Genomic DNA, 20,652 nt, shown 5'->3' on the forward strand with positions numbered 1-20,652 from the left:
CCTCAATAGTCCTGCAGCGCTTCATTGAACAGCCTGGATATATTGTTCGAAATACCAAGAATGTTTTCCCAGGGGGAAATAACTCGCTGGAAGCGGTCGACAAAACGTTTGAGTGCCAACTGGGTAGAAACGCCCGCCGCGCGCTTCTTGGAGTTCTTGGCATACGCCTCCATCAAAACCCAGACATCTTCCAGGTTCTTGATGGCCGTGCCGACGTCGACCAGGCGAAACTGCATGTCGGAAACATGAGTTCTGATAACTTCGAACTCGGATGCACCGCCTAGCAGCCCACTTCGACGGGCTGCCAGCTTCTCTCTATCTCTGATCAGCTCGTTCTTATCAGCTCGCACCTTCTCGGCCTGAGCCCCGTAAATACCGCCGGTCACTATCAGCCCTAACGGCCCAAAAACCAGCCCGTAAAAAGCAGTGCCGACAAGCGCATTATATTCATCCAATTTTTTCAGAATCTCGGCATCCAACTCGTCGAGCTCGGGCTCCAGCTTCGCCAGTGCTTCCGGGATATTCTCGCCGCCAATGCGGTTCAGCAAGGATTTCGCCATGGGCTGGAGGTTCTCGATAATGTCATCGCCGAAACGGTCAATCAGCGCTTTGACATGCCGGATACCATCGAGCTTCGCCTCGATGTCTTCGGTAATCGCACTCAGGTGGATGTCGACACTTTCCCTGAAGATGTGCGTATCCACTGCAGAAAGCCCAACACTGTCCGTATCATCACGCACAATGGCTGCCGATTCCCAAGCGTCCATGCACTTGATCTTGCTTATCAGGTTATTCGCTTCATCAATCAAGTCCTCAGCAAAGACCTGCAGGTCTGCGCCCATGGTCTTGCATGCATCCTCAACGCGATCCCAAGAGTTGACGTGACTGCGTAAGTTATTGAAAAAAACATTGACATCATTGATGTCGAGACCAAGCGCAGCGAACGTTTCATTCACCTTGACCTCGTAATCCTTCGGCAGTTGGCGCACGGCGTTTTCATAGCGCTTGATTGTTCGTAAGTTATCCCGACTAAAAATGAATGCGGGCTCATTCTTCTTCAGTTCGAAAATTTGACTGGGTATAAACTCAACACGCTGGTCTTCGGTAAGCTTATCGAATGGCAACGCTTTGGGCTCAACGACATCACTTCCCATATAAAACCTCCTATTAATCCTCTGGCGCGACTCGCCGGTGCACCTTAGTATTCACAAGGCATTAATAGAGTCAGGCAATTATCGATACCGTCACGGAAACATCTGCAGTTTCTGCCAGACACGTGCGCAAGGGAAACGCCCCCTGTGACGCCCATTTGTCATTTCGGTCCGATAAATAGGCAACCTTGGCCCGGTTTGGTTAGAATATCGCCCCGTTTTTCCGGCCCGAGCCCTCCCCGTGAGCAAACAACCCGACCGCCTTTTCGCCCAGCCCCTGGAGCAAGTGCCCGACTTCGTCTTCAACGAGGATGTGGTGCGTGTGTTCCCGGACATGATCAAGCGCTCGGTACCGGGCTACCCGACCATCGTCGAGAACCTCGGCGTGCTGGCCGCGCGCTTCGCCCAGCCGCATACCGCGCTGTACGACCTGGGTGCGTCGTTGGGTGCCGTTACCCAATCGCTGCGCCGCCATGTGCGCAGTGACGGCTGCCGGGTAATCGCCGTGGACAACTCCGCGGCGATGGTCGAGCGTTGCCGCCAGTACCTCACCGCCCAGGACTCGATGTTCCAGGAACTGCTGCCGGTGCAGGTGCTGGAAGCCGACATCCTGGCCCTGCCCTTCGAGCCCGCCTCGGTGGTGGCGATGAACTTCACCCTGCAGTTCATCGCCCCCGACCAGCGCCTGGAGCTGCTCGGCCGCATCCGCCAGGCGCTGTTGCCCGGTGGTGCGCTGATCCTCTCGGAAAAACTGCGCTTCGCCGATGATGAACAGCAGGACCTGCTCAATGAACTGCACCTGGACTTCAAACGTGCCAATGGCTACAGCGAACTGGAAATTGCCCAGAAGCGCAGTGCCATCGAGAACGTGATGAGGCCCGACACCCTCGAAGCCCACCAGGCGCGCCTGCGCGCAGCCGGTTTCTCGAAAGTGGTGCCCTGGTTCCAATGCCTTAACTTCGCCTCTTTGATTGCCCTGCCATGATCGATCTGTCCCCCCTCGTCCGCCGCCTGGCGGGCACGCCCCTGGCTTCCTGGTCGCAAGGCCTGCAAGCGCAACTGGAAGCCAAGCTGGAGAAGGGTCACGGTGACCTCGACCGCTGGCGAGGTGCTCTGGAAGCCTTGCCCGCCCTGCAACCGAGCGAAATCGACCTGGTCAACGGGCTGCGCCTGGACTGCGATTGCGACGACGCCACCCGCGCGCAGATGCGCCAGGCACTGATGGGCCTGTCCCCTTGGCGCAAAGGGCCATTCGACCTGTTCGGCGTGCATGTGGACACCGAATGGCGTTCGGACTGGAAATGGTCCCGGGTCGGCCCGCACCTGGACCTCAAGGGCAAGCGCGTGCTCGACGTGGGCTGCGGCAACGGCTACTACCAGTGGCGCATGCTCGGTGCCGGCGCCGACATGGTGATTGGCGTCGATCCCAACTGGCTGTTCTTCTGCCAGTTCCAGGCCGTTCAGCAATACCTGCCAGAGCTGCCCGCCTGGCACCTGCCATTCGCCCTGGAAGACCTGCCGGCCAACCTCGAAGGTTTCGACACGGTGTTTTCCATGGGGGTGTTCTACCATCGCCGCTCGCCCATCGAGCACCTGCTGGCGCTCAAGGACTGCCTGGTCAAAGGCGGTGAACTGGTGCTGGAAACCCTGGTGATCGAGGGTGACGAAAACCAGGTGCTGGTACCTGAGGACCGCTATGCACAGATGCGCAACGTCTGGTACCTGCCGTCGGTACCGGCCCTGGAGCGCTGGTTGCGCCGTGCCGGTTTCAGCGACGTGCGTTGCGTCGACGTAAGCGTGACCAGCGTCGAGGAACAGCGCAGCACCGAGTGGATGCGCTACCAGTCACTGGGCGACTTCCTCGACCCGAACGACCACAGCAAGACCATCGAAGGCCTGCCGGCCCCACGCCGCGCCACCCTGCTGGCGCGCAAATAAAAAAGGCGCCCGGATGGGCGCCTGAATACACCTGCGCCGAGGAGCTGTCACGGCGTAGGTGCTGTCACTCAATCCTTGGCCAACTCGCGGGCCTTCTCCTGTGCCTTGCGCTCACGCTCGGCAACGGCCTGTTGCTTGTCGCCGTGCAGGCGCTGCTGGTCTTCGCGGAACGCTTGCCAGAATTGTTTGGAACGTTCTGCACCGCCCTCGGCGTAAACACTGGCGCTGCCCAGGGCAAGGGTGGCCAACAGCAGGTATTTGGTCAGGTTCATCGTGGTTGCCTCGTGATAACCGATCAGACAGGGCCATCCTAGCGAGGGCTAGCTAACGGCAAGGTGAGGCGGGGATTACAGTCTTGCAATGTGGCCCTGTGTTGTCTGTGCTGGCCTCTTCGCGGGTAAACCCACAGGAACTGCACGGATTTCAGCGTCTGTGAAAATCCTGTGGGAGCGGGTTTACCCGCGAAAGGGCCCTAGCAGACAGCCAGATAACACCAGGATTACAAATCCGTTATCTGCGCCGCGCGTCCTTACTCATGCCGTAACATCCCGCTCCTTGACCCTGACGCCACTACAGGGTCGAGAATCGCCCCCTTTCATCACACCGAGCCCACCCATGCGTCTACTGATCATCGAGGACGAACTGCGTACCGCCGACTACCTGCAACAGGGCCTGCGCGAGACCGGCTACGTGGTCGACTGCGCCCACACCGGCACAGATGGCCTGCACCTGGCCCTCCAGCAGCCCTACGACCTGGTCATCCTCGACGTCAACCTGCCCGAACTCGATGGCTGGACCGTGCTGCAGCGGCTGCGCGCCGAATCGGCCACGCGCATCATGATGCTTACCGCCCACGGCCGCTTGGCCGACCGGGTCAAGGGCCTGGACCTGGGGGCCGACGATTACCTGCTCAAACCTTTCGAGTTCCCGGAACTGCTGGCCCGTATCCGCAGCCTGCTGCGCCGCAACGACCAGCAACTGCAGCCCAGCACCCTGCGCGTCGCCGATCTGGAGCTGGACCCTGGCCGCCACCGCGCCTACCGCGCCGGCCAGCGTATAGACCTGACCGCCAAGGAATTCGCCCTGCTGCACCTGCTGATGCGCCAGACCGGCGAGGTGCTGTCACGCACCCAAATCATCTCGCTGGTGTGGGACATGAACTTCGACTGCGACACCAATGTGGTCGAGGTTTCGATACGGCGCCTGCGGGCAAAGATCGACGACCCGTTCGACAACAAGCTGATCCATACCCTGCGCGGCGTCGGCTACGTGCTCGAGGCACGCTTTTGAAAAACGCCAGCCTGTCACTGCGCCTGGGCCTGAGCGTGACGCTGATGGGCGCCGCACTGGTGCTGCTGCTGGCCTGCCTGGCCGTGTTCGCCCTCGATCACGAACTGGACAGCCGCGCACGCAAGGACCTGGCGCGCAAGATGCTGCAGGTCGAGCACAACCTTCGGGTCGACCTGCGTAGCGAAGACCTGGGCAGCCGCGCCCATCCCTTGCTCGACTTGGTGATGGGACACGACAACCTCAGCCTCAGCGTGCTGGCCCTCGAAGGCCGCCACCCGCACCTGCTCAGCCTGGGGCCAGCGCTGGAATCGCAGGTAGGCGATCTGCGCACCGATGCCCGTCTGGCCTTTCATGCGTGGCGCGACAGCAATGGCAACCAGATACTCACCGTGACCCGGCTGATGCGCCTGCGCGACGACACCCCGGTCAAGGTGATGATGTCGCTCAACCGCGCCGACGACAACGCCCTGCTGCAGGCCTACCTGCACTCCACCTTGCTCGCGCTGCCGTTGCTGCTGCTGCTGATCGGGGCCGGTGCCTGGTGGCTGATGCAGCGCGGCCTGAAGCCACTGCGGCACTTCCGGCGCATTGCCGGGCGGGTGTCGGCCCAGGACCTGCAACATCGTCTTCCCGCTACCGGCCTGCCGCTGGAACTGGCAGAGCTGGCCAGTAGCATCAACGTGATGCTCGACCGCCTCGATCAGGGCGTCAGCCAGCTGTCGCAGTTCTCCGATGATCTGGCCCATGAACTGCGCACACCGTTGAGCAACCTGATGGGCAAGGCGCAAGTGACGCTGGCCCGCGAACGGGACAACGCGAATTACCGGGAAGTGCTGGAAGACAGCATCGAAGAACTGACCCGGCTCAACCGCATCATCAATGACATGCTGTTTCTCGCCCAGGTCAGCCAACCCCAGGCCCAGGTCGCGCTCAAGCCCATGTCATTGGCCGACGAGACGGCGCGGGTTGTCGAGCTGTTTGCGTTCAGTGCCGAGCTGAAAGGGGTTGAGTTGCGTGTGCAAGGCTGGGGGACGGCGCAGGGTGATCGGCTGATGTTTCAGCGGGCACTGTCGAACCTGTTGAGCAATGCCATTCGGCACTGCCCCGATGACAGGCCTGTGGAACTACGTATCGAGCGCGTGGGCAGCGAAGTTCGGCTTTCGGTGGAAAACCAGGGGCCTGGTATTGCTGAAGAACACCAGTCGCGCTTGTTCGAGCGGTTTTATCGGGTGGGCTCGGGGCGCTCGCGGCTGGAGGGAGGGACCGGGTTGGGGCTGGCGATCGTGAAATCGATCATGCAGTTGCATGGTGGGCGGGTCGAGGTCAGCAGCAGCCCCTTGGGGCCTACCCGGTTTACCTTGGTGTTTCCTGCCGAGTGATCGGCTGCCTGCACCGGCCTCTTCGCGGGCTTGCCCGCTCCCACAGGTGCCCCACAGGCCTTGAAGCTTGTGCAATCCCTGTGGGAGCGGGCAAGCCCGCGAAGAGGCCGGTACAGGCGACCAACGATCAGCGCGAAGCCGCCACGATCAGCGCCTTCATCTCGGCCACTGCAGCCTTGAAGCCGACGAACAGGGCATGCGCCACCAACGCATGACCGATGTTCAGCTCATTGATGCCTTTGATTGCCGCCACCGCCTCGACGTTGTGGTAATGCAACCCGTGACCGGCATTGACGATCAGCCCCTGCCCCACGCCAAACGCCACGCCATCGACGATACGCTTGAGTTCCTCGGCCACTTCGGTCGGGGTTTCGGCATCGGCGTAACGCCCGGTGTGCAGTTCGATGGCAGGCGCGCCAACACGACGCGAAGCCTCGATCTGCCGCTCGTCGGCATCGATGAACAGCGACACTTCGGCACCGGTACGCGACAGGCGCTCAACCGCAGCCTTGATCCGTGCTTCCTGGCCCGCCACGTCAAGGCCGCCTTCGGTGGTCAACTCCTGACGGGTTTCGGGTACCAGGCAGATGTGCGCCGGGCGGATCTTCTCGGCAAAGGCCATCATCTCTTCGGTGACGCCCATCTCAAAGTTCATGCGCGTCTGCAGCACGTCCTTGAGCAGCACCACGTCACGCTCCTGGATGTGCCGGCGGTCTTCACGCAGGTGCACGGTGATGCCATCGGCGCCTGCTTCCTCGGCATCCAGGGCAGCCTTGACCGGATCAGGGTAACGCGTGCCCCGGGCCTGGCGCAGGGTCGCCACGTGGTCGATGTTTACGCCGAGAAGCATGCGGTTGCTGTGAGTCACGAAAGGCTCTCCTGAAGATTGAGCCCCACAGCATACGTCGTGATCAGCGCTTGCGAAACAGTTCCCGGCTGACCAGCGGTTTTGCCCCCAGATGAACCGCCAGTGCCTGGCGCATCAGGCGCTTGGCGGCGAGCAAGGCACCTGGGGCATCCCAGTCGGCTTCGGCCAGGGCCAGCAGTTCGGTGCCGCGGAACAGCCCGGGTTGCACCAGCTCGACCCGCTCCAGGCCGGCGTCCACACGCAAGCGGTACAGGCCATCGACCGCGATCGCCTGGTCATTGACGTCGTGGTGCAACGAAAACGCGTAACCGAGCTCGTCCAGCAGCCGCCATTCGAAGGAGCGCAGCAGCGGCTCCAGCGGGCGACCGGCGGCCAAGGCCTGCAAGGTCAGGGTGTAGTGCTCGAACAGCGCCGGGAAAGGCGCTTCGGCGGGCAGCAGGCGCATGAGCAGTTCGTTGAGGTACAAACCGCTGAACAGGGCATCGCCATGCAGCCACGCGGCGATGCCGGCACTGTCCATGCGCCCGACATTCTTCAGCTCGCCACGCCCACGCAGTTCCAGCTCCAGCGGCACGAACGGCCGCACCAGGCTGCCACCCTTGCCACGCGCACGGCGCAGCACGGCGCGCATGCGGCCCTGCGGGGTGAAGAAGTCCACCAGCGCGCTGGTTTCCTTGTAGGCACGGCTGTGCAGCACATAGGCTGGCTGGCCGACAGGTTGTTCCATAAACGCTCTCTAAAAGCCCCAGACAACTGTGGGAGCGGGTTTACCCGCGAATGCGATGGTGAACCCACTGACGCATTCGCGGGTAAACCCGCTCCCACAGAGTAACCTGAGCCGTCAGGCGAATTTACAGGTCGCCGTAGCCCAGCGAGCGCAGGGCGCGCTCGTCATCGGACCAGCCGCCTTTCACCTTGACCCACAGGTTGAGCATGACCTTGGAGTCGAACAGCACCTCCATGTCCTTGCGCGCCTCGGAGCCGATGCGCTTGATGCGCTCGCCCTTGTCGCCAATGATGATCTTTTTCTGGCCGTCGCGCTCGACCAGGATCAGCGCATGGATGTGCAGCACATGACCCTGCTGCTTGAATTCTTCAATTTCCACGGTGATCTGGTACGGCAATTCCGCACCCAGCTGGCGCATGATCTTCTCGCGCACCAGTTCGGCGGCCAGGAAGCGGCTGCTGCGGTCGGTGATCTGGTCTTCGGGGAAGAAGTGCTCGTTCTCGGGCAGGTGCTTGGCGATCTGTGCTTCCAGCGCCTGCAGGTTGTGCCCCTGTTGCGCGGAAATAGGCATCACTTCGGCGTTCGGCAACTGCTCCTGCAGCCATTGCAGGTGCGGGATCAGTTCGGCCTTCTCTTCCATGCGGTCGGTCTTGTTGACCGCGATGATCAGTGGGCCCGTCACGTACTGCACGCGCTCCAGCACCAGTTGGTCCTCGTCGGTCCATTTGGTGCGGTCGACCACGAAGATCACCACGTCGACGTCCTTCAGGGCCGCCGAAGCGTTGCGGTTCATGTAGCGGTTCAAGGCCTTGTCGTTGGCCTTGTGCATACCGGGGGTATCGACGTAGATCGCCTGCACGTCACCCTCGGTCTTGATGCCGAGCATGTTGTGGCGGGTGGTCTGCGGCTTGCGCGAGGTGATCGCCAGCTTCTGGCCGAGGATGTGGTTGAGCAAGGTCGACTTGCCCACGTTCGGGCGGCCGACAATGGCTACGTAGCCGCAGCGGGTCGGGTTGCTATCAGTCATTGCCATTCTCCACGCCCAGGGCGATCAGTGCAGACGCGGCAGCGACTTGCTCGGCAATACGCCGGCTAACGCCCTGGCCACGGCTCTTGTTGTTCAGCAGCACCACTTCGCATTCGACGAAGAAGGTCCGGCAGTGCGGTTCGCCCTGGATGTCCACCACTTCGTAACGCGGCAGCTCGCAGCTGCGCGACTGCAGGAACTCCTGCAGGCGGGTTTTCGGGTCCTTGTTGGTATCGACCAGGGTCAGGCCTTCGAACTCATCGGCCAGCCAGGCCAGCACGCGCTCCCGGGCCGTTTCCATGTCGGCGTCCAGGTAGATGGCGCCAATCAGCGCCTCCAGGGCGTCGGCCAGGATCGACTCGCGGCGGAAGCCACCGCTCTTGAGCTCACCCGAACCCAGGCGCAGGTGATCGCCCAGGTCGAAACCACGGGCCAGGCGGGCCAGGGTCTCACCCTTGACCAGGCGCGCGCGCAGGCGCGACAGCTGGCCTTCGCGGGCCTGCGGGAAGCGCTCGAACAGCGCTTCGCCGGCGACGAAGTTGAGAATGGCGTCACCGAGAAACTCCAGGCGCTCATTGTTGCGCCCGGCGTAACTGCGATGGGTCAGTGCCAGGAGCATCTGGTCCTGGTTCTTGAAGGTATAACCGAGCTTTCGCTCCAGACGGGCAAGGGGAGCACTCATGCAGCCACCCGTTCGTTGTTCAACGCGTTGTTCAAATCAACATCCTGAAAGACTGTTTGGCTGTGGCCCGCCGCGATGTGCGGCGAATCTCCCGATCCCTGAGAACACAGCCTATGTCAGAAATGCATTCGGCGCTGCCTGCTGGCCAGCGCCGATGGGTATCAATGGATCAGACCGACCCGCGACAGGTTGGGCAGGTGGCTGAGCTTGGGCTCTGGCCAGCTCATCCACACCGCGAAGGCCTTGCCGACGATGTTCCGGTCCGGAACCATGCCGTGCAGTTCCTTCGGGATGTTCGGGTCATCCCAGTAACGGCTGTCGTTGGAGTTGTCGCGGTTGTCGCCCATCATGAAGTAATGGCCTGCCGGCACGGTCCATTGCTGGTCCGGCGGCATGCGGTAACGGCTCATTTCCTTGCGGATCAGGTGTTCGGCCTCGCCGAGCTTTTCCTTGTACAGCTCGGCGCTGCCCAGGGTGCCCGGCTCGGTGCCCACCAGTTGTTCGGCAATCGGCTGGCCGTTGACGAACAACCGCTTGTCGCTGGTGTAGCGCACCTGGTCACCCGGCAGGCCTACCACACGCTTGATGTAGTTGACGTTCGGGTCGCTCGGGTAGCGGAACACCATCACATCACCGCGTTGCGGGTCACCCACCTCGATGACCTTCTTGTCGATCACCGGCAGGCGAATGCCGTACGAGAACTTGTTCACCAGGATGAAGTCGCCCACTTCCAGGGTCGGCTTCATCGACCCCGAAGGGATCTGGAACGGCTCGACCAGGAACGAACGCAGCACCAGCACGATGAACAGCACCGGGAAGAACGACTTGCCATACTCGACCAGCAACGGCTCCTTGCCCAGGCGCTCGACCACCGCCATCTCGGGCTGGCTGACGCTGCCCTGATAGTTGGCGATTGCCGCACGCCGGCGCGGGGCCAGGAACAGCAGGTCGATCAAGCCCAGCAGGCCGCAGACGAAGACGGCGATGACTAGCAACAGCGGGAAATTTAGCGACATAGGACCTAGCTATCCAACCTGAGCACGGCGAGGAAGGCTTCCTGTGGAATCTCCACGTTACCCACCTGTTTCATGCGTTTCTTACCGGCCTTCTGCTTCTCCAGCAGCTTCTTCTTACGGCTGACGTCACCACCGTAGCACTTGGCCAGTACGTTCTTTCTGAGCGCCTTGACGGTTGTCCGCGCGATGATCTGGCCGCCGATAGCTGCCTGGATCGCCACGTCGAACATCTGCCGAGGGATCAGCTCCTTCATCTTCTCGGTCAACGCACGGCCTTTGTAGGCCGCGTTGTCGCGGTGCACGATCAATGCCAGGGCATCGACCTTGTCGCCGTTGATCAGTACATCCAGCTTGACCAGGTTGGCCGACTGGTAGCGATCGAAATGATAGTCCAGCGAAGCATAGCCGCGGCTGGTGGACTTGAGGCGGTCGAAGAAGTCCAGCACCACTTCGTTCATCGGCAGGTCGTAGCGCACCTGCACCTGGCTGCCGAGGAACTGCATGTCGCGCTGCACGCCACGCTTCTCGATGCACAGGGTGATGACGTTGCCCAGGTGTTCCTGCGGTACCAGGATGGTGGCAGTGACGATCGGCTCGCGGAAGTCGGCGACCGCCGAGACGTCTGGCAGCTTCGACGGGTTGTCGACGGTGATGGTCTCGCCGGTTTTCAGTTCCAGCTCGTAGATCACGCTTGGCGCCGTGGTGATCAGGTCCAGGTCGTATTCGCGCTCCAGGCGCTCCTGGATGATCTCCATGTGCAGCATGCCGAGGAAGCCGCAACGGAAGCCGAAGCCCAGGGCGTCGGAGCTTTCCGGCATGTACTGCAGCGACGAGTCGTTCAGGGTCAGCTTCTGCAGCGCATCGCGGAAGTCCTCGAAGTCGTCGGAGCTGACCGGGAACAGGCCGGCGTAGACCTGCGGCTGGATCTTCTTGAAGCCTGGCAGCACTTCGACCTCAGGGGTCGAGGACAGGGTCAGGGTGTCACCGACCGGGGCACCGTGGATGTCCTTGATGCTGGCAATGATGAAGCCCACTTCGCCGGCCTTCAGGTCGGCGGTCTGGGTGTGTTTCGGGGTGAACACGCCCACGCTGTCGACCAGGTGCACCTTGCCGGTGGACTTGACCAGGATCTTGTCGCCTTTCTTGACGCGGCCGTGGCGCACGCGCACCAGCGAGACCACGCCCAGGTAGTTGTCGAACCAGGAGTCGATGATCAGTGCCTGCAGCGGCGCCTCGATATCGCCTTCCGGCGCGGGGATGGTCTGCACCAGGCGCTCGAGCACCTCGTCCACGCCCATGCCGCTCTTGGCACTGCAGGCCACGGCGTCGGTGGCGTCGATGCCGATGATCTTCTCGATCTCGTCCTTGACGCGATCCGGATCGGCCTGGGGCAGGTCCATCTTGTTCAGTACCGGCATGACCTCAAGGCCCTGCTCGATGGCGGTGTAGCAGTTGGCTACGGACTGGGCCTCGACGCCCTGGCCGGCATCCACCACCAGCAGCGCGCCTTCACAGGCCGCCAGCGAACGCGAGACTTCGTAGGTGAAGTCGACGTGGCCGGGGGTATCGATGAAGTTCAGCTGGTAGACCTTGCCGTCCTGCGCCTTGTAGTTGAGCGTGACGCTGTGGGCCTTGATGGTGATACCGCGCTCACGCTCCAGGTCCATGGAATCGAGCACCTGGGCTTCCATCTCGCGTGCCGACAGGCCACCGCACATCTGGATGAAACGGTCGGCCAGCGTCGACTTGCCATGGTCGATGTGGGCGATGATGGAGAAATTGCGGATATGACTCAAATCACTCACGGGTCAACACTCGAAAAGGCTGCGAGCCGGACGCCCGCCGAAAAATAGCCGGGAATTGTACCTTAAGCTGCCGGGATATGGGAGATTCCTCTATCGGGCTGTACACAGCATTCGCCCCTGCAATTGTGAACTTTCATGAAAAAGGGCAGCCGAAGCTGCCCTTTTCTCCTTGCCAAGCCGCTTATTCAGCCAGCTTGAAGGTAATGAAGCTGGCACGACCCTGACGCAGCACGCGCATCGACACCGAACGGTTCTTCGGCAGTTCCTTGGCGATTTCGGTGAATTCCTTGGCCGAACCGATGGCCTGGTTGTTCAGGTGGCTGATCACGTCACCCGGGCGCAGGCCGATCATCGCGGCCGGGCCATCCTGGACTTCCTTGATGACCACGCCACCCTTGAGCTCCAGGGCTTTCTTCTGCTCGGCGGTCAGGTCGGCCACCGAGACGCCCAGGCGGTTGCTGCTGCGCTCGGCGCTGCCTTCGGCGCCGGTACCGATGTCGGCATCGTCGTCCGGCAAAGCGCCAACGCTGATGTCGAGGTTCTGGCGCTTGCCGTTGCGGATGATCTCCAGCTTGGCCTTTTCGCCGTCCTTGAGGCTGCCGACCAGGTGCGGCAGGTCGGCCGACATGACGATCGGCTGGCCGTTCATGCTCAGGATCACGTCACCCACTTGCAGGCCGCCCTTGGCTGCCGGGCCGTTTTCCAGCACCTGGGCCACCAGGGCACCGGCCGGTTTGTCCAGGCCGAACGACTCAGCCAGGTCCTTGTTGACCTCCTGGATCACCACGCCCAGCCAGCCGCGGCTGACCTTGCCGTCTTTCTTCAGCTGGTTGGAGACATCGATCGCCACATCGATCGGGATGGCGAACGACAGGCCCATGAAACCGCCGGAACGGGTGAAGATCTGCGAGTTGATACCCACCACTTCGCCGTTCATGTTGAACAGCGGGCCGCCGGAGTTGCCCGGGTTGATGGCAACGTCCGTCTGGATGAACGGTACGTAGGTGTCGTTGGGCAGGGTGCGACCCTTGGCGCTGACGATACCTTTGGTCACCGAATGGTCGAAGCCGAACGGCGAACCGATGGCCAGTACCCACTCGCCCACCTTGAGCTTCTCGGAATCACCCAGCTTGACGGTCGGCAGGTTCTTGCCCTCGACCTTGAGCAGGGCCACGTCGGTGCGCGGATCGGTGCCGACCAGCTTGGCCTGCAGCTCGCTGCGGTCCGACAGGCGGACGATGATTTCGTCGGCATCGGCTACCACGTGGTTGTTGGTCAGCACGTAGCCATCGCTGGAAATGATGAAGCCCGAACCCAGCGACTGGGCCTCGCGCTGGCGGTCGCCACGCGGCGAGCGCGGCTGCTGCGGCATGTTGCGCTCGAAGAACTCGCGGAACATCGGCGGCAGGCCTTCCAGGTCGGGCATCTGCCCGGCGGCCATGCGGCGGTCCGGCAGCTTCTGCTTGGTACTGATGTTGACCACGGCTGGCGAGGCCTGCTCGACCAGGGTAGTGAAGTCCGGCAGGGCTTCCTCGGCCTGGGCGCTGAGCACCTGGCCGAGCATCAGCACGGCGGCGAACATCGATAGGTAGGATTTCAAGCGTGGTATTGACATACGGCTCCCGTCACAACGAGCGGTAGTTTAGAAAGGCCCCTGCACAAAGCAGGAAAGGCCAGGCTCCAAGAAGCCTGACCTATAGAAAATTTGCCGATGGATTGCAAATGACAATGCTTTAATTTCATTTCAGAGGCATGTCCGCACGCTTTGGCATGGCCCGCACGCCTGGCCCGCAAATGCGCGCCATCACTGGCGCGCCTGGCCATCCTGGGGGCGCATCGACAGCGCCACACGCTCTGCGGTACCCAGCGGAATCTCGCCGACCACAGTGACCATTACCTTGCCCTTGGGCGTGTTCAGCCGACGCGAAACCGCCGAAGTCGGGCCAAGCTGGGTGCGCATGTCGGTCCCGCCCTCATCCTTTACCAGCTCGAGGAACACCGAGAAGCGCGCCAGGCCATCGTCGTACATCAGGCTGCTGACCGTGCTGTCATTCTTGGGGTCGCGGCGTACCGAGCTGTTGACCAGTTCGAAGCCAGGCGGCAGCCAGTCCGAACGCCAGCCGGCGACCGTGTCATTGGCGGCAGCGGCCACATGCTGCACCGGCTTGCACGCAGCGCTGGCGCGCAGGTCGTCGTCGCTAGGTGCTTCGGTATCGAGACGGGTCATCTGGAAGCGCTCCAGCAACTGCCCCTTGTCGTTGACCATCAACGAGCGCAGCGGCAGGCCGGTAGCACGGTCCAGGTGCAATTCGAAGGCATAACGGTGCTGGTCGCGCGGGGTGAGCGTCACGATCACGGCATCGCGCCCGGCGACCCGTGACTTGCCCGCCACGCTCAAGTCATACCAGCCCATCAGTTTCAGCGGATCAAGCACACGCTGCGCGGTGTCCGGGGGCGTCGTCACACCACTGGCCAAGGCCCCGCTGACGCACTCTACCTTGCCATCCACGCGCACGATCTCCTGGGCGGCGCCATCGAGCTGCAACAGCCGCTCGCTGACCTTGCCGTCGTCGACCCTGTGCCAGATCTCGTGGGAAGAGAAGCTGCCATTGCGTTCGTAGACAAAAGAGCCTTGGTAGCTCTGCTTTTGCTCGGCCTGTGCCAGCTTGCTCAGCCACTCGCTCGCCTCGGGCGAGGAATTGGCCGCCAATGCTGGCACCGTCATGCAGCTGCCAATCAGCAGCGACAGGAGAGGTAGCGCGCGCATGATCCTCCTTACTTAACGGTTTTCCAGGCTGGCGGCGCGGGCATACGGCAATGCGGTTTCAGTGCCCTTGAGCGCAGATTCCTGGGCATGCTGGCGCAGGTAGCCTGGCAGACGCTGGTCCCAGCCGGCCTGGTTCTGCAGCACGCCGTTGGCCATCGGCCCGGTCGGTTGCTCACTGCTCTCACTATAGCCTGCCAAAACGGCCGGGCCTTGTGCTTGTGGCACAGTCAGGCCTTGCTGGGCAGGTTGCTGGGCAGCAAGCTCGGCACCAGTGATCTCGTCCTGGTTGTACATGCGCACACCGGCCAGCACCGCTACGGTGACCGAGGCAGCTACCGCCAGGCGGCCAATGCTGCGCCATGGCCCTTTCTTGGCCTTGGCCGGCACGGCTTCGTCAGCCAGCGCTGCAGACACCGCCGAGGCGATATCCAGATTGGGCAGCAGCAGCTCCTTGTGCATGGCTGCGCGGGCAACCTGGTAACGCGACCAGGTGGCACGGGTTTCAGCATCGTCTACGGCGTTCAACACACGACGCAGTTCAAGCTCGTCCGCTTCGTTATCCATCACCGCGGACAGCGATTCCTGCAAAGCTTCACGACTCATGGCGGTTCCTCTCTTGGCTGTCGCCGCTGTCTCAGGTTTCCTGCAGCAAAGGTTGCAGGGCTTTGTCTATGGCCTCCCGAGCGCGGAAGATTCGAGAGCGCACGGTACCCACCGGACATTGCATGACACTGGCAATGTCTTCGTAACTCAGCCCGTCGAACTCGCGCAGGGTAAGTGCCGTGCGCAGGTCTTCAGGCAGTTGCTGGATGGTGCGATGGACAGTGCCTTCGATTTCATCCCGCAACAACGAGCGTTCTGGGGACTCGAGATCCTTGAGACCATGATCGCCGTCGTAAAACTCCGCATCCTCGGAGCTCACATCACTGTCTGGCGGCCGTCTTCCACGGGACACCAGGTAGTTCTTCGCCGTGTTGATGGCGATGCGGTACAGCCACGTATAGAACGCACTGTCTCCGCGGAAGTTGCCAAGCGCACGGTAGGCCTTGATGAAGGCTTCCTGTGCTACATCCTGGGCCTCGTGGGTATCGTGAACGAACCGCACGATCAACCCGAGAATCTTGTGCTGATACTTCAGCACCAACAGATCGAAAGCTCGCCTGTCACCGCGCTGAACGCGCTCGACAAGCTGCTGATCCTCTTCCTGGGTTAGCATGAACACTCCTCAGTGAACTCGAAGGAGCGTTGCATCAGCCATCGTTCAGGCTTGCAACCATAGACTCGGGCTTTGCGCAAAAGTTCTCCCCTCCAAGCAAGTTTCCTGCAGCCCTTGGTCGGGTTGCACGGAAGACGCGGCACGGTCACGGCCGGCTACGTCGATAATCAGGTTTCGAGTACGCAGGGACAGCCCGGACAGGCCTGCCGCCCTGCGTCGCCGCGGCAAGTTGTGGCGCGTGGGCAGCCTTCATAGGATTTCCGGCCATGTCGGAAAGTTCCCACAAAGGTTGTCGCGACCAGGCAAGTGGCATGGAAATTGGCCACCCGGGGCTGCTATAAAGGCAACCCGGCCAGCTTTAACGATAGTTTCACAATGCCATCGGCGCGTGACTATTGTGCCGCGCCCCTTCCAAAGAATACTAGTGTCCCGACATGAGCCAACAATTCCAACATGATGTCCTGGTGATCGGCAGCGGTGCCGCCGGTCTCAGCCTGGCACTGAACCTCCCCAGCCACCTGCGAGTCGCCGTGCTCAGCAAGGGCGACCTGGCCAACGGCTCGACCTTCTGGGCCCAGGGCGGTGTCGCGGCAGTGCTGGACAATACCGATACCGTGCAGTCGCATGTCGAGGACACCCTCAATGCCGGCGGCGGCCTGTGCCATGAAGAAGCTGTGCGCTTTACCGTCGAGCACAGCCGCGAAGCCATCGAGTGGCTGATCGAGCAAGGCGTGCCCTTTACCCGCGACGAGCATTACAGCGTCGACGACGGTGGCTTCGAGTTCCACCTGACCCGCGAAGGCGGCCATAGCCACCGGCGCATCATCCATGCCGCCGACGCCACCGGCGCAGCCATCTTCACCACGCTGCTGGAGCAGGCCCGCAAACGCCCGAATATCCAGCTGCTGGAGCAGCGCGTGGCGGTCGACCTGATTACCGAACGTCGCCTTGGCCTGCCCGGCGAGCGCTGCCTGGGTGCCTATGTGCTCGACCGCAACACCGGCGAGGTGGACACCTTCGGTGCGCGTTTCACCGTGCTGGCCACTGGCGGCGCGGCCAAGGTCTACCTGTATACCAGCAACCCCGATGGTGCCTGCGGCGACGGCATCGCCATGGCCTGGCGGGCCGGTTGCCGGGTGGCGAACCTGGAGTTCAACCAGTTCCACCCGACTTGCCTGTACCACCCGCAGGCCAAGAGTTTCCTGGTCACCGAAGCCCTGCGCGGCGAAGGTGCCCTGCTGCGCCTGCCCAATGGCGAGCGTTTCATGCCACGCTTCGACCCCCGCGAAGAACTGGCCCCGCGCGACATCGTGGCCCGCGCCATCGACCACGAGATGAAGCGCCTGGGTGTGGACTGCGTGTACCTGGACATCACCCACAAGCCGGCCGACTTCATCAAGAGCCACTTCCCCACCGTGTACGAGCGCTGCCTGGCCTTCGGCATCGACATCACCCGCCAGCCGATCCCGGTAGTACCTGCGGCGCACTACACCTGCGGCGGAGTGATGGTCGACGACCGCGGCCATACCGACGTGCCGGGCCTTTATGCCATAGGTGAAACCAGCTTCACCGGCCTGCACGGTGCCAACCGCATGGCCAGCAATTCGCTGCTGGAGTGCTTCGTCTATGGCCGTGCCGCCGCGGCCGACATCCAGGCGCACCTGGATGAAGTGGTCATGCCCAAGGCCCTGCCCGGCTGGGACGCCAGCCAGGTCACCGACTCGGACGAGGACGTGATCATTGCGCACAACTGGGACGAACTGCGGCGCTTCATGTGGGACTACGTCGGCATCGTGCGCACCAGCAAGCGCCTGCAGCGAGCGCAGCACCGCATTCGCCTGCTGCTGGACGAAATCGACGAGTTCTACAGCAACTACAAGGTCAGCCGCGACCTGATCGAATTGCGCAACCTGGCGCAGGTGGCCGAGTTGATGATCCTGTCGGCCATGCAGCGCAAGGAAAGCCGCGGACTGCATTACACCCTGGATTACCCGGGGATGCTGGACGAGGCCAAGGACACCATTCTCAGCCCGATCTGAAAGTTGTGGCGCCTGCGAGATCGAGCGCCGCCCGCGCGGCGCTCGATCTCGCAGGCGCTGAAGCCGCCACGACGAACACCTGTCAGCCCTGACTCGCCCCAACCCCTGCCCACCTGCGCCGGCTGAATTTCAACCGCACCCGCAAGCGCCTGTGCTCATCAGCCCCCAGCGCATCCCGTGGCACGCATTGGCTCTCCCCCAACCAGCGCCCCGCCCGCACAAAGCGCAATACCACCAGCGCCGGTAACGCCACGCTGTCCCGGCACAAGCGCACCGGCTGCCAGCCACGGGCACGGCTGAACACCTGCCAGCCGCGCACATCACGGCGCAGGCCAACAACGGCATGCTCATGCGTCAGCAGAATACGTCGGGGAATGGCCCAGCCAGCGTGGGCAATACAGGCGGCGACAACAGCAAGGGCCGACCACCCGGGCAGCGGGCTCGCCCATACGGCGAACCACGCCAGTACCTGGCACCCCAGGTAGGCCGCCAGCAGCAGGCGCGAGCCTTGCCAGCGGCACTCGAAGCACTCACTTGGGCTGGACACGGTCCAGGATGATGCGAACCATGCGCTGCAGCTCCGGGTCTTCGGACTCGGTGCGCTCCATGAACCAGCCGAACATGTCCTGATCCTCGCAGCTCAACAGACGCACGTAGAGTTCGCGGTCGGTTTCGTTGAGCGTGGGGTAGACTTCCTGGGTGAAAGGCACCAACAGCACGTCCAGTTCCAGCATGCCGCGGCGGCTGTGCCAGAAAAGCCGGTTGAGTTCAGTTTGTTCGACCATGGGGCCCTCCTCGAATGGCCCGCCAGTATACAGCCAGGCGAGCGAAGCGACACCGGGCGTTGGTCTAGTCACCTACCTATTTTGTTACCGGCGTTCTATGATGGCCGCCAGTCTTTAGCCACCGCGATGACCCATGGCCGATTCCGCTTTCTTCTGCCCCCTGTCCCACGAGGGCATCCTCGCCGTCCGCGGCTCCGATGCAGGCAAGTTCCTGCAAGGCCAGCTGACCTGCAACATCAACTACCTCAGCCCGGAACACGCCAGCCTCGGCGCCCGCTGCATGGTCAAGGGGCGCATGCAGTCGAGTTTCCGCATCCTGCCCGAAGGCAACGGCTACCTGCTGGCCATGGCCAGCGAGCTGCTCGACGCCCAGCTGGCCGACCTCAAGAAGTACGCCGTGTTCTCCAAGGCGACGCTGACCGATGAAAGCGCTGCCTGGGCACGCTTCGGCCTGCAAGGCGGCGATGCGGCGCTGCAGGCCCTGGGGCTCGATGTGCCTGCGGCAGCTGGCAGCACCGTGCGCCACGACGGGTTGATCGCCATTGCCGTGTCCGCTGGCCGCGTGGAGCTGTGGGTACCGGCAGACAAAGCCGACAGCGTTCGCCAGGCGCTGGCCGCCGCACTGCCCGAAGGTAGCCTCGGCGACTGGCTGCTGGGGCAGATTCGCGCCGGGATCGGCCAGGTAATGGGGCCGACCCGCGAGCTGTTCATCCCGCAGATGATCAACCTGCAGGCCGTCGACGGCGTCAGCTTCAAGAAGGGCTGTTACACCGGTCAGGAAATCGTTGCCCGCATGCAGTACCTGGGCAAGCTCAAGCGCCGCCAGTACCGTCTGGCACTGGACCAGCAGGCCATTCCGGCCCCGGGCGCCGAGATCTTCTCGCCCACCCATGGTTCGTCGGTCGGTGAAGTGGTCATTGCTGCCAGCAACGGCACAGGCTGCGAACTGCTCGCCGTGCTCAGCGCCGAAGCGGTGGAAGACGACAACCTGCACCTGGGCAGCCTGGAAGGCCCACGCCTGCAGGTGCTGACCCTGCCCTACGAACTGGACCGCGACCGGGAAATCCAGCGTTGACCAGCCTGCCCCGCCTACGTGGCGGGGCCGCACCACCACTGCGGTAGACACGCCCATGAACAAGCTGGCCGAGATGGTTCAAGCACAGTTGCTCGATGCCATCGAAAAGGATGACCTGGTCCTGCCGACCCTGCCCGAGGTTGCCTTGAGCATCCGCGAGGCGGCGGAAGACAGCGAAATCAGCGTAGCGGCCCTGAGCAAGGTGATCGGTCGCGATGCGGCCCTTTCAGCGCGCCTGATCAAGGTCGTCAACAGCCCGCTGCTGCGCGCGGCGGTCGAGGTCACCGACCTGCACACCGCCATCACGCGGCTGGGCATCAACTACAGCTGCAACCTGGCCATTGGCCTGGTGATCGAGCAGATTTTCCACGCCCGGGCGCCGGCAGTGGAGCAGAAGTTACGTGATATCTGGGCCAACAGCCTGGATGTGGCGGGCATCAGCTACGAAATCTGCCGCCGCTTTACACAGCTCAAGCCCGACCAGGCCACCCTCGGCGGGCTGGTCAACCAGATTGGCGCACTGCCGGTGCTGATCTATGCCGAAGAGCACAACGAACTGCTGTCCGACCCGGTGTGCCTGCATTATGTGATCGAGCAGATCCAGCCGGTGCTGGGCGACAAGATCCTCAAGGCCTGGGAATTTCCGGAGCAACTGGTCAACCTGCCGAGCCAGGTGCAGGACCTGGACCGGCAGACTGACAAGATCGACTACATCGACATCGTGCAGATCGCCCGCTGCATCAGCCAGCGCGGGCGCCACCGGCCGCTGGCAGCACTACCGGCATACCGCCACCTGGGCCTGCCGTACGGCACCGAGCTTGAAGTGGGTGAACTGATCGAGGCGCGGAGCATGTTGCGCTGACCGGTGTCAGCCTGTGCCGGCCTCT

At 62.6% G+C, this 20,652-nt stretch carries 21 protein-coding genes; 7 read left to right on the forward strand and 14 right to left on the reverse strand.

All coding sequences use genetic code 11. The annotated features are described in order from the left end of the window. Positions 1 to 2 precede the first annotated feature (2 nt). Positions 3 to 1,154, reverse strand: coding sequence for an alpha-xenorhabdolysin family binary toxin subunit A (locus ABIB24_RS05955; RefSeq protein ID WP_137162297.1), 1,152 nt, complete (start codon positions 1,152 to 1,154; stop codon positions 3 to 5). A gap of 238 nt (positions 1,155 to 1,392) precedes the next feature. Here ABIB24_RS05955 and cmoA point away from each other — a divergent pair, with 238 nt between their 5' ends. Beyond that, on the forward strand, positions 1,393 to 2,136 hold the full coding sequence (gene cmoA, locus ABIB24_RS05960) for a carboxy-S-adenosyl-L-methionine synthase CmoA (RefSeq protein WP_025340420.1): 744 nt from the start codon (positions 1,393 to 1,395) through the stop codon (positions 2,134 to 2,136). Continuing rightward, positions 2,133 to 3,089, forward strand: coding sequence for a tRNA 5-methoxyuridine(34)/uridine 5-oxyacetic acid(34) synthase CmoB (gene cmoB / locus ABIB24_RS05965; RefSeq protein ID WP_025340421.1), 957 nt, complete (start codon positions 2,133 to 2,135; stop codon positions 3,087 to 3,089). The genes cmoA and cmoB overlap by 4 nt, the downstream gene beginning before the upstream one ends. Positions 3,090 to 3,157: 68 nt before the next feature. Here the strand turns inward: cmoB and ABIB24_RS05970 are convergent, their stop codons facing one another. After that, a complete protein-coding gene (locus ABIB24_RS05970; RefSeq protein ID WP_025340422.1) occupies positions 3,158 to 3,361 on the reverse strand; it encodes a hypothetical protein in 204 nt (67 codons plus the stop codon). Positions 3,362 to 3,704: 343 nt separating this feature from the next. Here ABIB24_RS05970 and ABIB24_RS05975 point away from each other — a divergent pair, with 343 nt between their 5' ends. Together ABIB24_RS05975 and ABIB24_RS05980 are read left to right on the forward strand one after the other, a co-directional pair. Continuing rightward, positions 3,705 to 4,379, forward strand: a complete 675-nt coding sequence (locus ABIB24_RS05975; RefSeq protein WP_137162299.1) for a heavy metal response regulator transcription factor — start codon at positions 3,705 to 3,707, stop codon at positions 4,377 to 4,379. Continuing rightward, positions 4,376 to 5,758 carry a heavy metal sensor histidine kinase gene (locus ABIB24_RS05980; protein WP_354316221.1) on the forward strand — a complete coding sequence of 461 codons (1,383 nt, stop codon included), beginning with the start codon at positions 4,376 to 4,378 and terminating at the stop codon, positions 5,756 to 5,758. The genes ABIB24_RS05975 and ABIB24_RS05980 overlap by 4 nt, the downstream gene beginning before the upstream one ends. A gap of 127 nt (positions 5,759 to 5,885) precedes the next feature. Here the strand turns inward: ABIB24_RS05980 and pdxJ are convergent, their stop codons facing one another. From pdxJ to rpoE, 10 genes are all read right to left on the reverse strand, one after another. Next, positions 5,886 to 6,608, reverse strand: a complete 723-nt coding sequence (gene pdxJ, locus ABIB24_RS05985; RefSeq protein ID WP_153670549.1) for a pyridoxine 5'-phosphate synthase — start codon at positions 6,606 to 6,608, stop codon at positions 5,886 to 5,888. Positions 6,609 to 6,669: 61 nt separating this feature from the next. Further along, positions 6,670 to 7,353, reverse strand: a complete 684-nt coding sequence (gene recO / locus ABIB24_RS05990) for a DNA repair protein RecO (protein WP_015271594.1) — start codon at positions 7,351 to 7,353, stop codon at positions 6,670 to 6,672. 124 nt (positions 7,354 to 7,477) lie between these two features. After that, entirely contained in the window at positions 7,478 to 8,380 is a 903-nt protein-coding gene (era, locus tag ABIB24_RS05995) for a GTPase Era (RefSeq protein ID WP_015271595.1), read from the reverse strand. Beyond that, positions 8,373 to 9,062 carry a ribonuclease III gene (gene rnc, locus ABIB24_RS06000; protein ID WP_003258487.1) on the reverse strand — a complete coding sequence of 230 codons (690 nt, stop codon included), beginning with the start codon at positions 9,060 to 9,062 and terminating at the stop codon, positions 8,373 to 8,375. The genes era and rnc overlap by 8 nt, the downstream gene beginning before the upstream one ends. A gap of 161 nt (positions 9,063 to 9,223) precedes the next feature. Further along, entirely contained in the window at positions 9,224 to 10,078 is an 855-nt protein-coding gene (gene lepB, locus ABIB24_RS06005) for a signal peptidase I (RefSeq protein ID WP_003258486.1), read from the reverse strand. 5 nt (positions 10,079 to 10,083) lie between these two features. Beyond that, positions 10,084 to 11,883 (reverse strand): translation elongation factor 4, encoded by a 1,800-nt coding sequence (lepA, locus tag ABIB24_RS06010; protein WP_025340425.1) that lies wholly within the window; start codon positions 11,881 to 11,883, stop codon positions 10,084 to 10,086. Between the two features lie 181 nt (positions 11,884 to 12,064). Beyond that, complete coding sequence (locus ABIB24_RS06015) at positions 12,065 to 13,465, reverse strand: DegQ family serine endoprotease (protein WP_371257967.1); 1,401 nt, start codon at positions 13,463 to 13,465, stop codon at positions 12,065 to 12,067. Positions 13,466 to 13,687: 222 nt separating this feature from the next. Continuing rightward, complete coding sequence (locus ABIB24_RS06020; protein ID WP_085692281.1) at positions 13,688 to 14,650, reverse strand: MucB/RseB C-terminal domain-containing protein; 963 nt, start codon at positions 14,648 to 14,650, stop codon at positions 13,688 to 13,690. A 12-nt stretch (positions 14,651 to 14,662) separates the two neighbouring features. Continuing rightward, a complete protein-coding gene (locus ABIB24_RS06025; protein ID WP_075046173.1) occupies positions 14,663 to 15,253 on the reverse strand; it encodes a sigma-E factor negative regulatory protein in 591 nt (196 codons plus the stop codon). A gap of 31 nt (positions 15,254 to 15,284) precedes the next feature. Next, positions 15,285 to 15,866, reverse strand: a complete 582-nt coding sequence (gene rpoE, locus ABIB24_RS06030) for an RNA polymerase sigma factor RpoE/AlgU (RefSeq protein ID WP_003252049.1) — start codon at positions 15,864 to 15,866, stop codon at positions 15,285 to 15,287. 434 nt (positions 15,867 to 16,300) lie between these two features. On the opposite strand from rpoE, the gene nadB reads away from it, so the two are divergent. Further along, positions 16,301 to 17,905, forward strand: a complete 1,605-nt coding sequence (nadB, locus tag ABIB24_RS06035; protein ID WP_075046174.1) for an L-aspartate oxidase — start codon at positions 16,301 to 16,303, stop codon at positions 17,903 to 17,905. An 82-nt stretch (positions 17,906 to 17,987) separates the two neighbouring features. Here nadB and ABIB24_RS06040 read toward each other — a convergent pair whose 3' ends face one another. After that, positions 17,988 to 18,452, reverse strand: a complete 465-nt coding sequence (locus tag ABIB24_RS06040; RefSeq protein ID WP_100412747.1) for a protein YgfX — start codon at positions 18,450 to 18,452, stop codon at positions 17,988 to 17,990. Further along, positions 18,436 to 18,690, reverse strand: a complete 255-nt coding sequence (locus tag ABIB24_RS06045; protein WP_003252043.1) for an FAD assembly factor SdhE — start codon at positions 18,688 to 18,690, stop codon at positions 18,436 to 18,438. The genes ABIB24_RS06040 and ABIB24_RS06045 overlap by 17 nt, the downstream gene beginning before the upstream one ends. 133 nt (positions 18,691 to 18,823) lie before the next feature. On the opposite strand from ABIB24_RS06045, the gene ygfZ reads away from it, so the two are divergent. After that, positions 18,824 to 19,765, forward strand: a complete 942-nt coding sequence (ygfZ, locus tag ABIB24_RS06050) for a CAF17-like 4Fe-4S cluster assembly/insertion protein YgfZ (RefSeq protein ID WP_025340430.1) — start codon at positions 18,824 to 18,826, stop codon at positions 19,763 to 19,765. A 55-nt stretch (positions 19,766 to 19,820) separates the two neighbouring features. Beyond that, positions 19,821 to 20,627 (forward strand): HDOD domain-containing protein, encoded by an 807-nt coding sequence (locus tag ABIB24_RS06055; protein WP_015271603.1) that lies wholly within the window; start codon positions 19,821 to 19,823, stop codon positions 20,625 to 20,627. Positions 20,628 to 20,652: the final 25 nt, after the last annotated feature.

This window comes from Pseudomonas sp. UYEF17 (assembly GCF_040546125.1).
In the GTDB taxonomy this organism is placed as follows: Bacteria; Pseudomonadota; Gammaproteobacteria; order Pseudomonadales; family Pseudomonadaceae; genus Aquipseudomonas; species Aquipseudomonas putida_Z.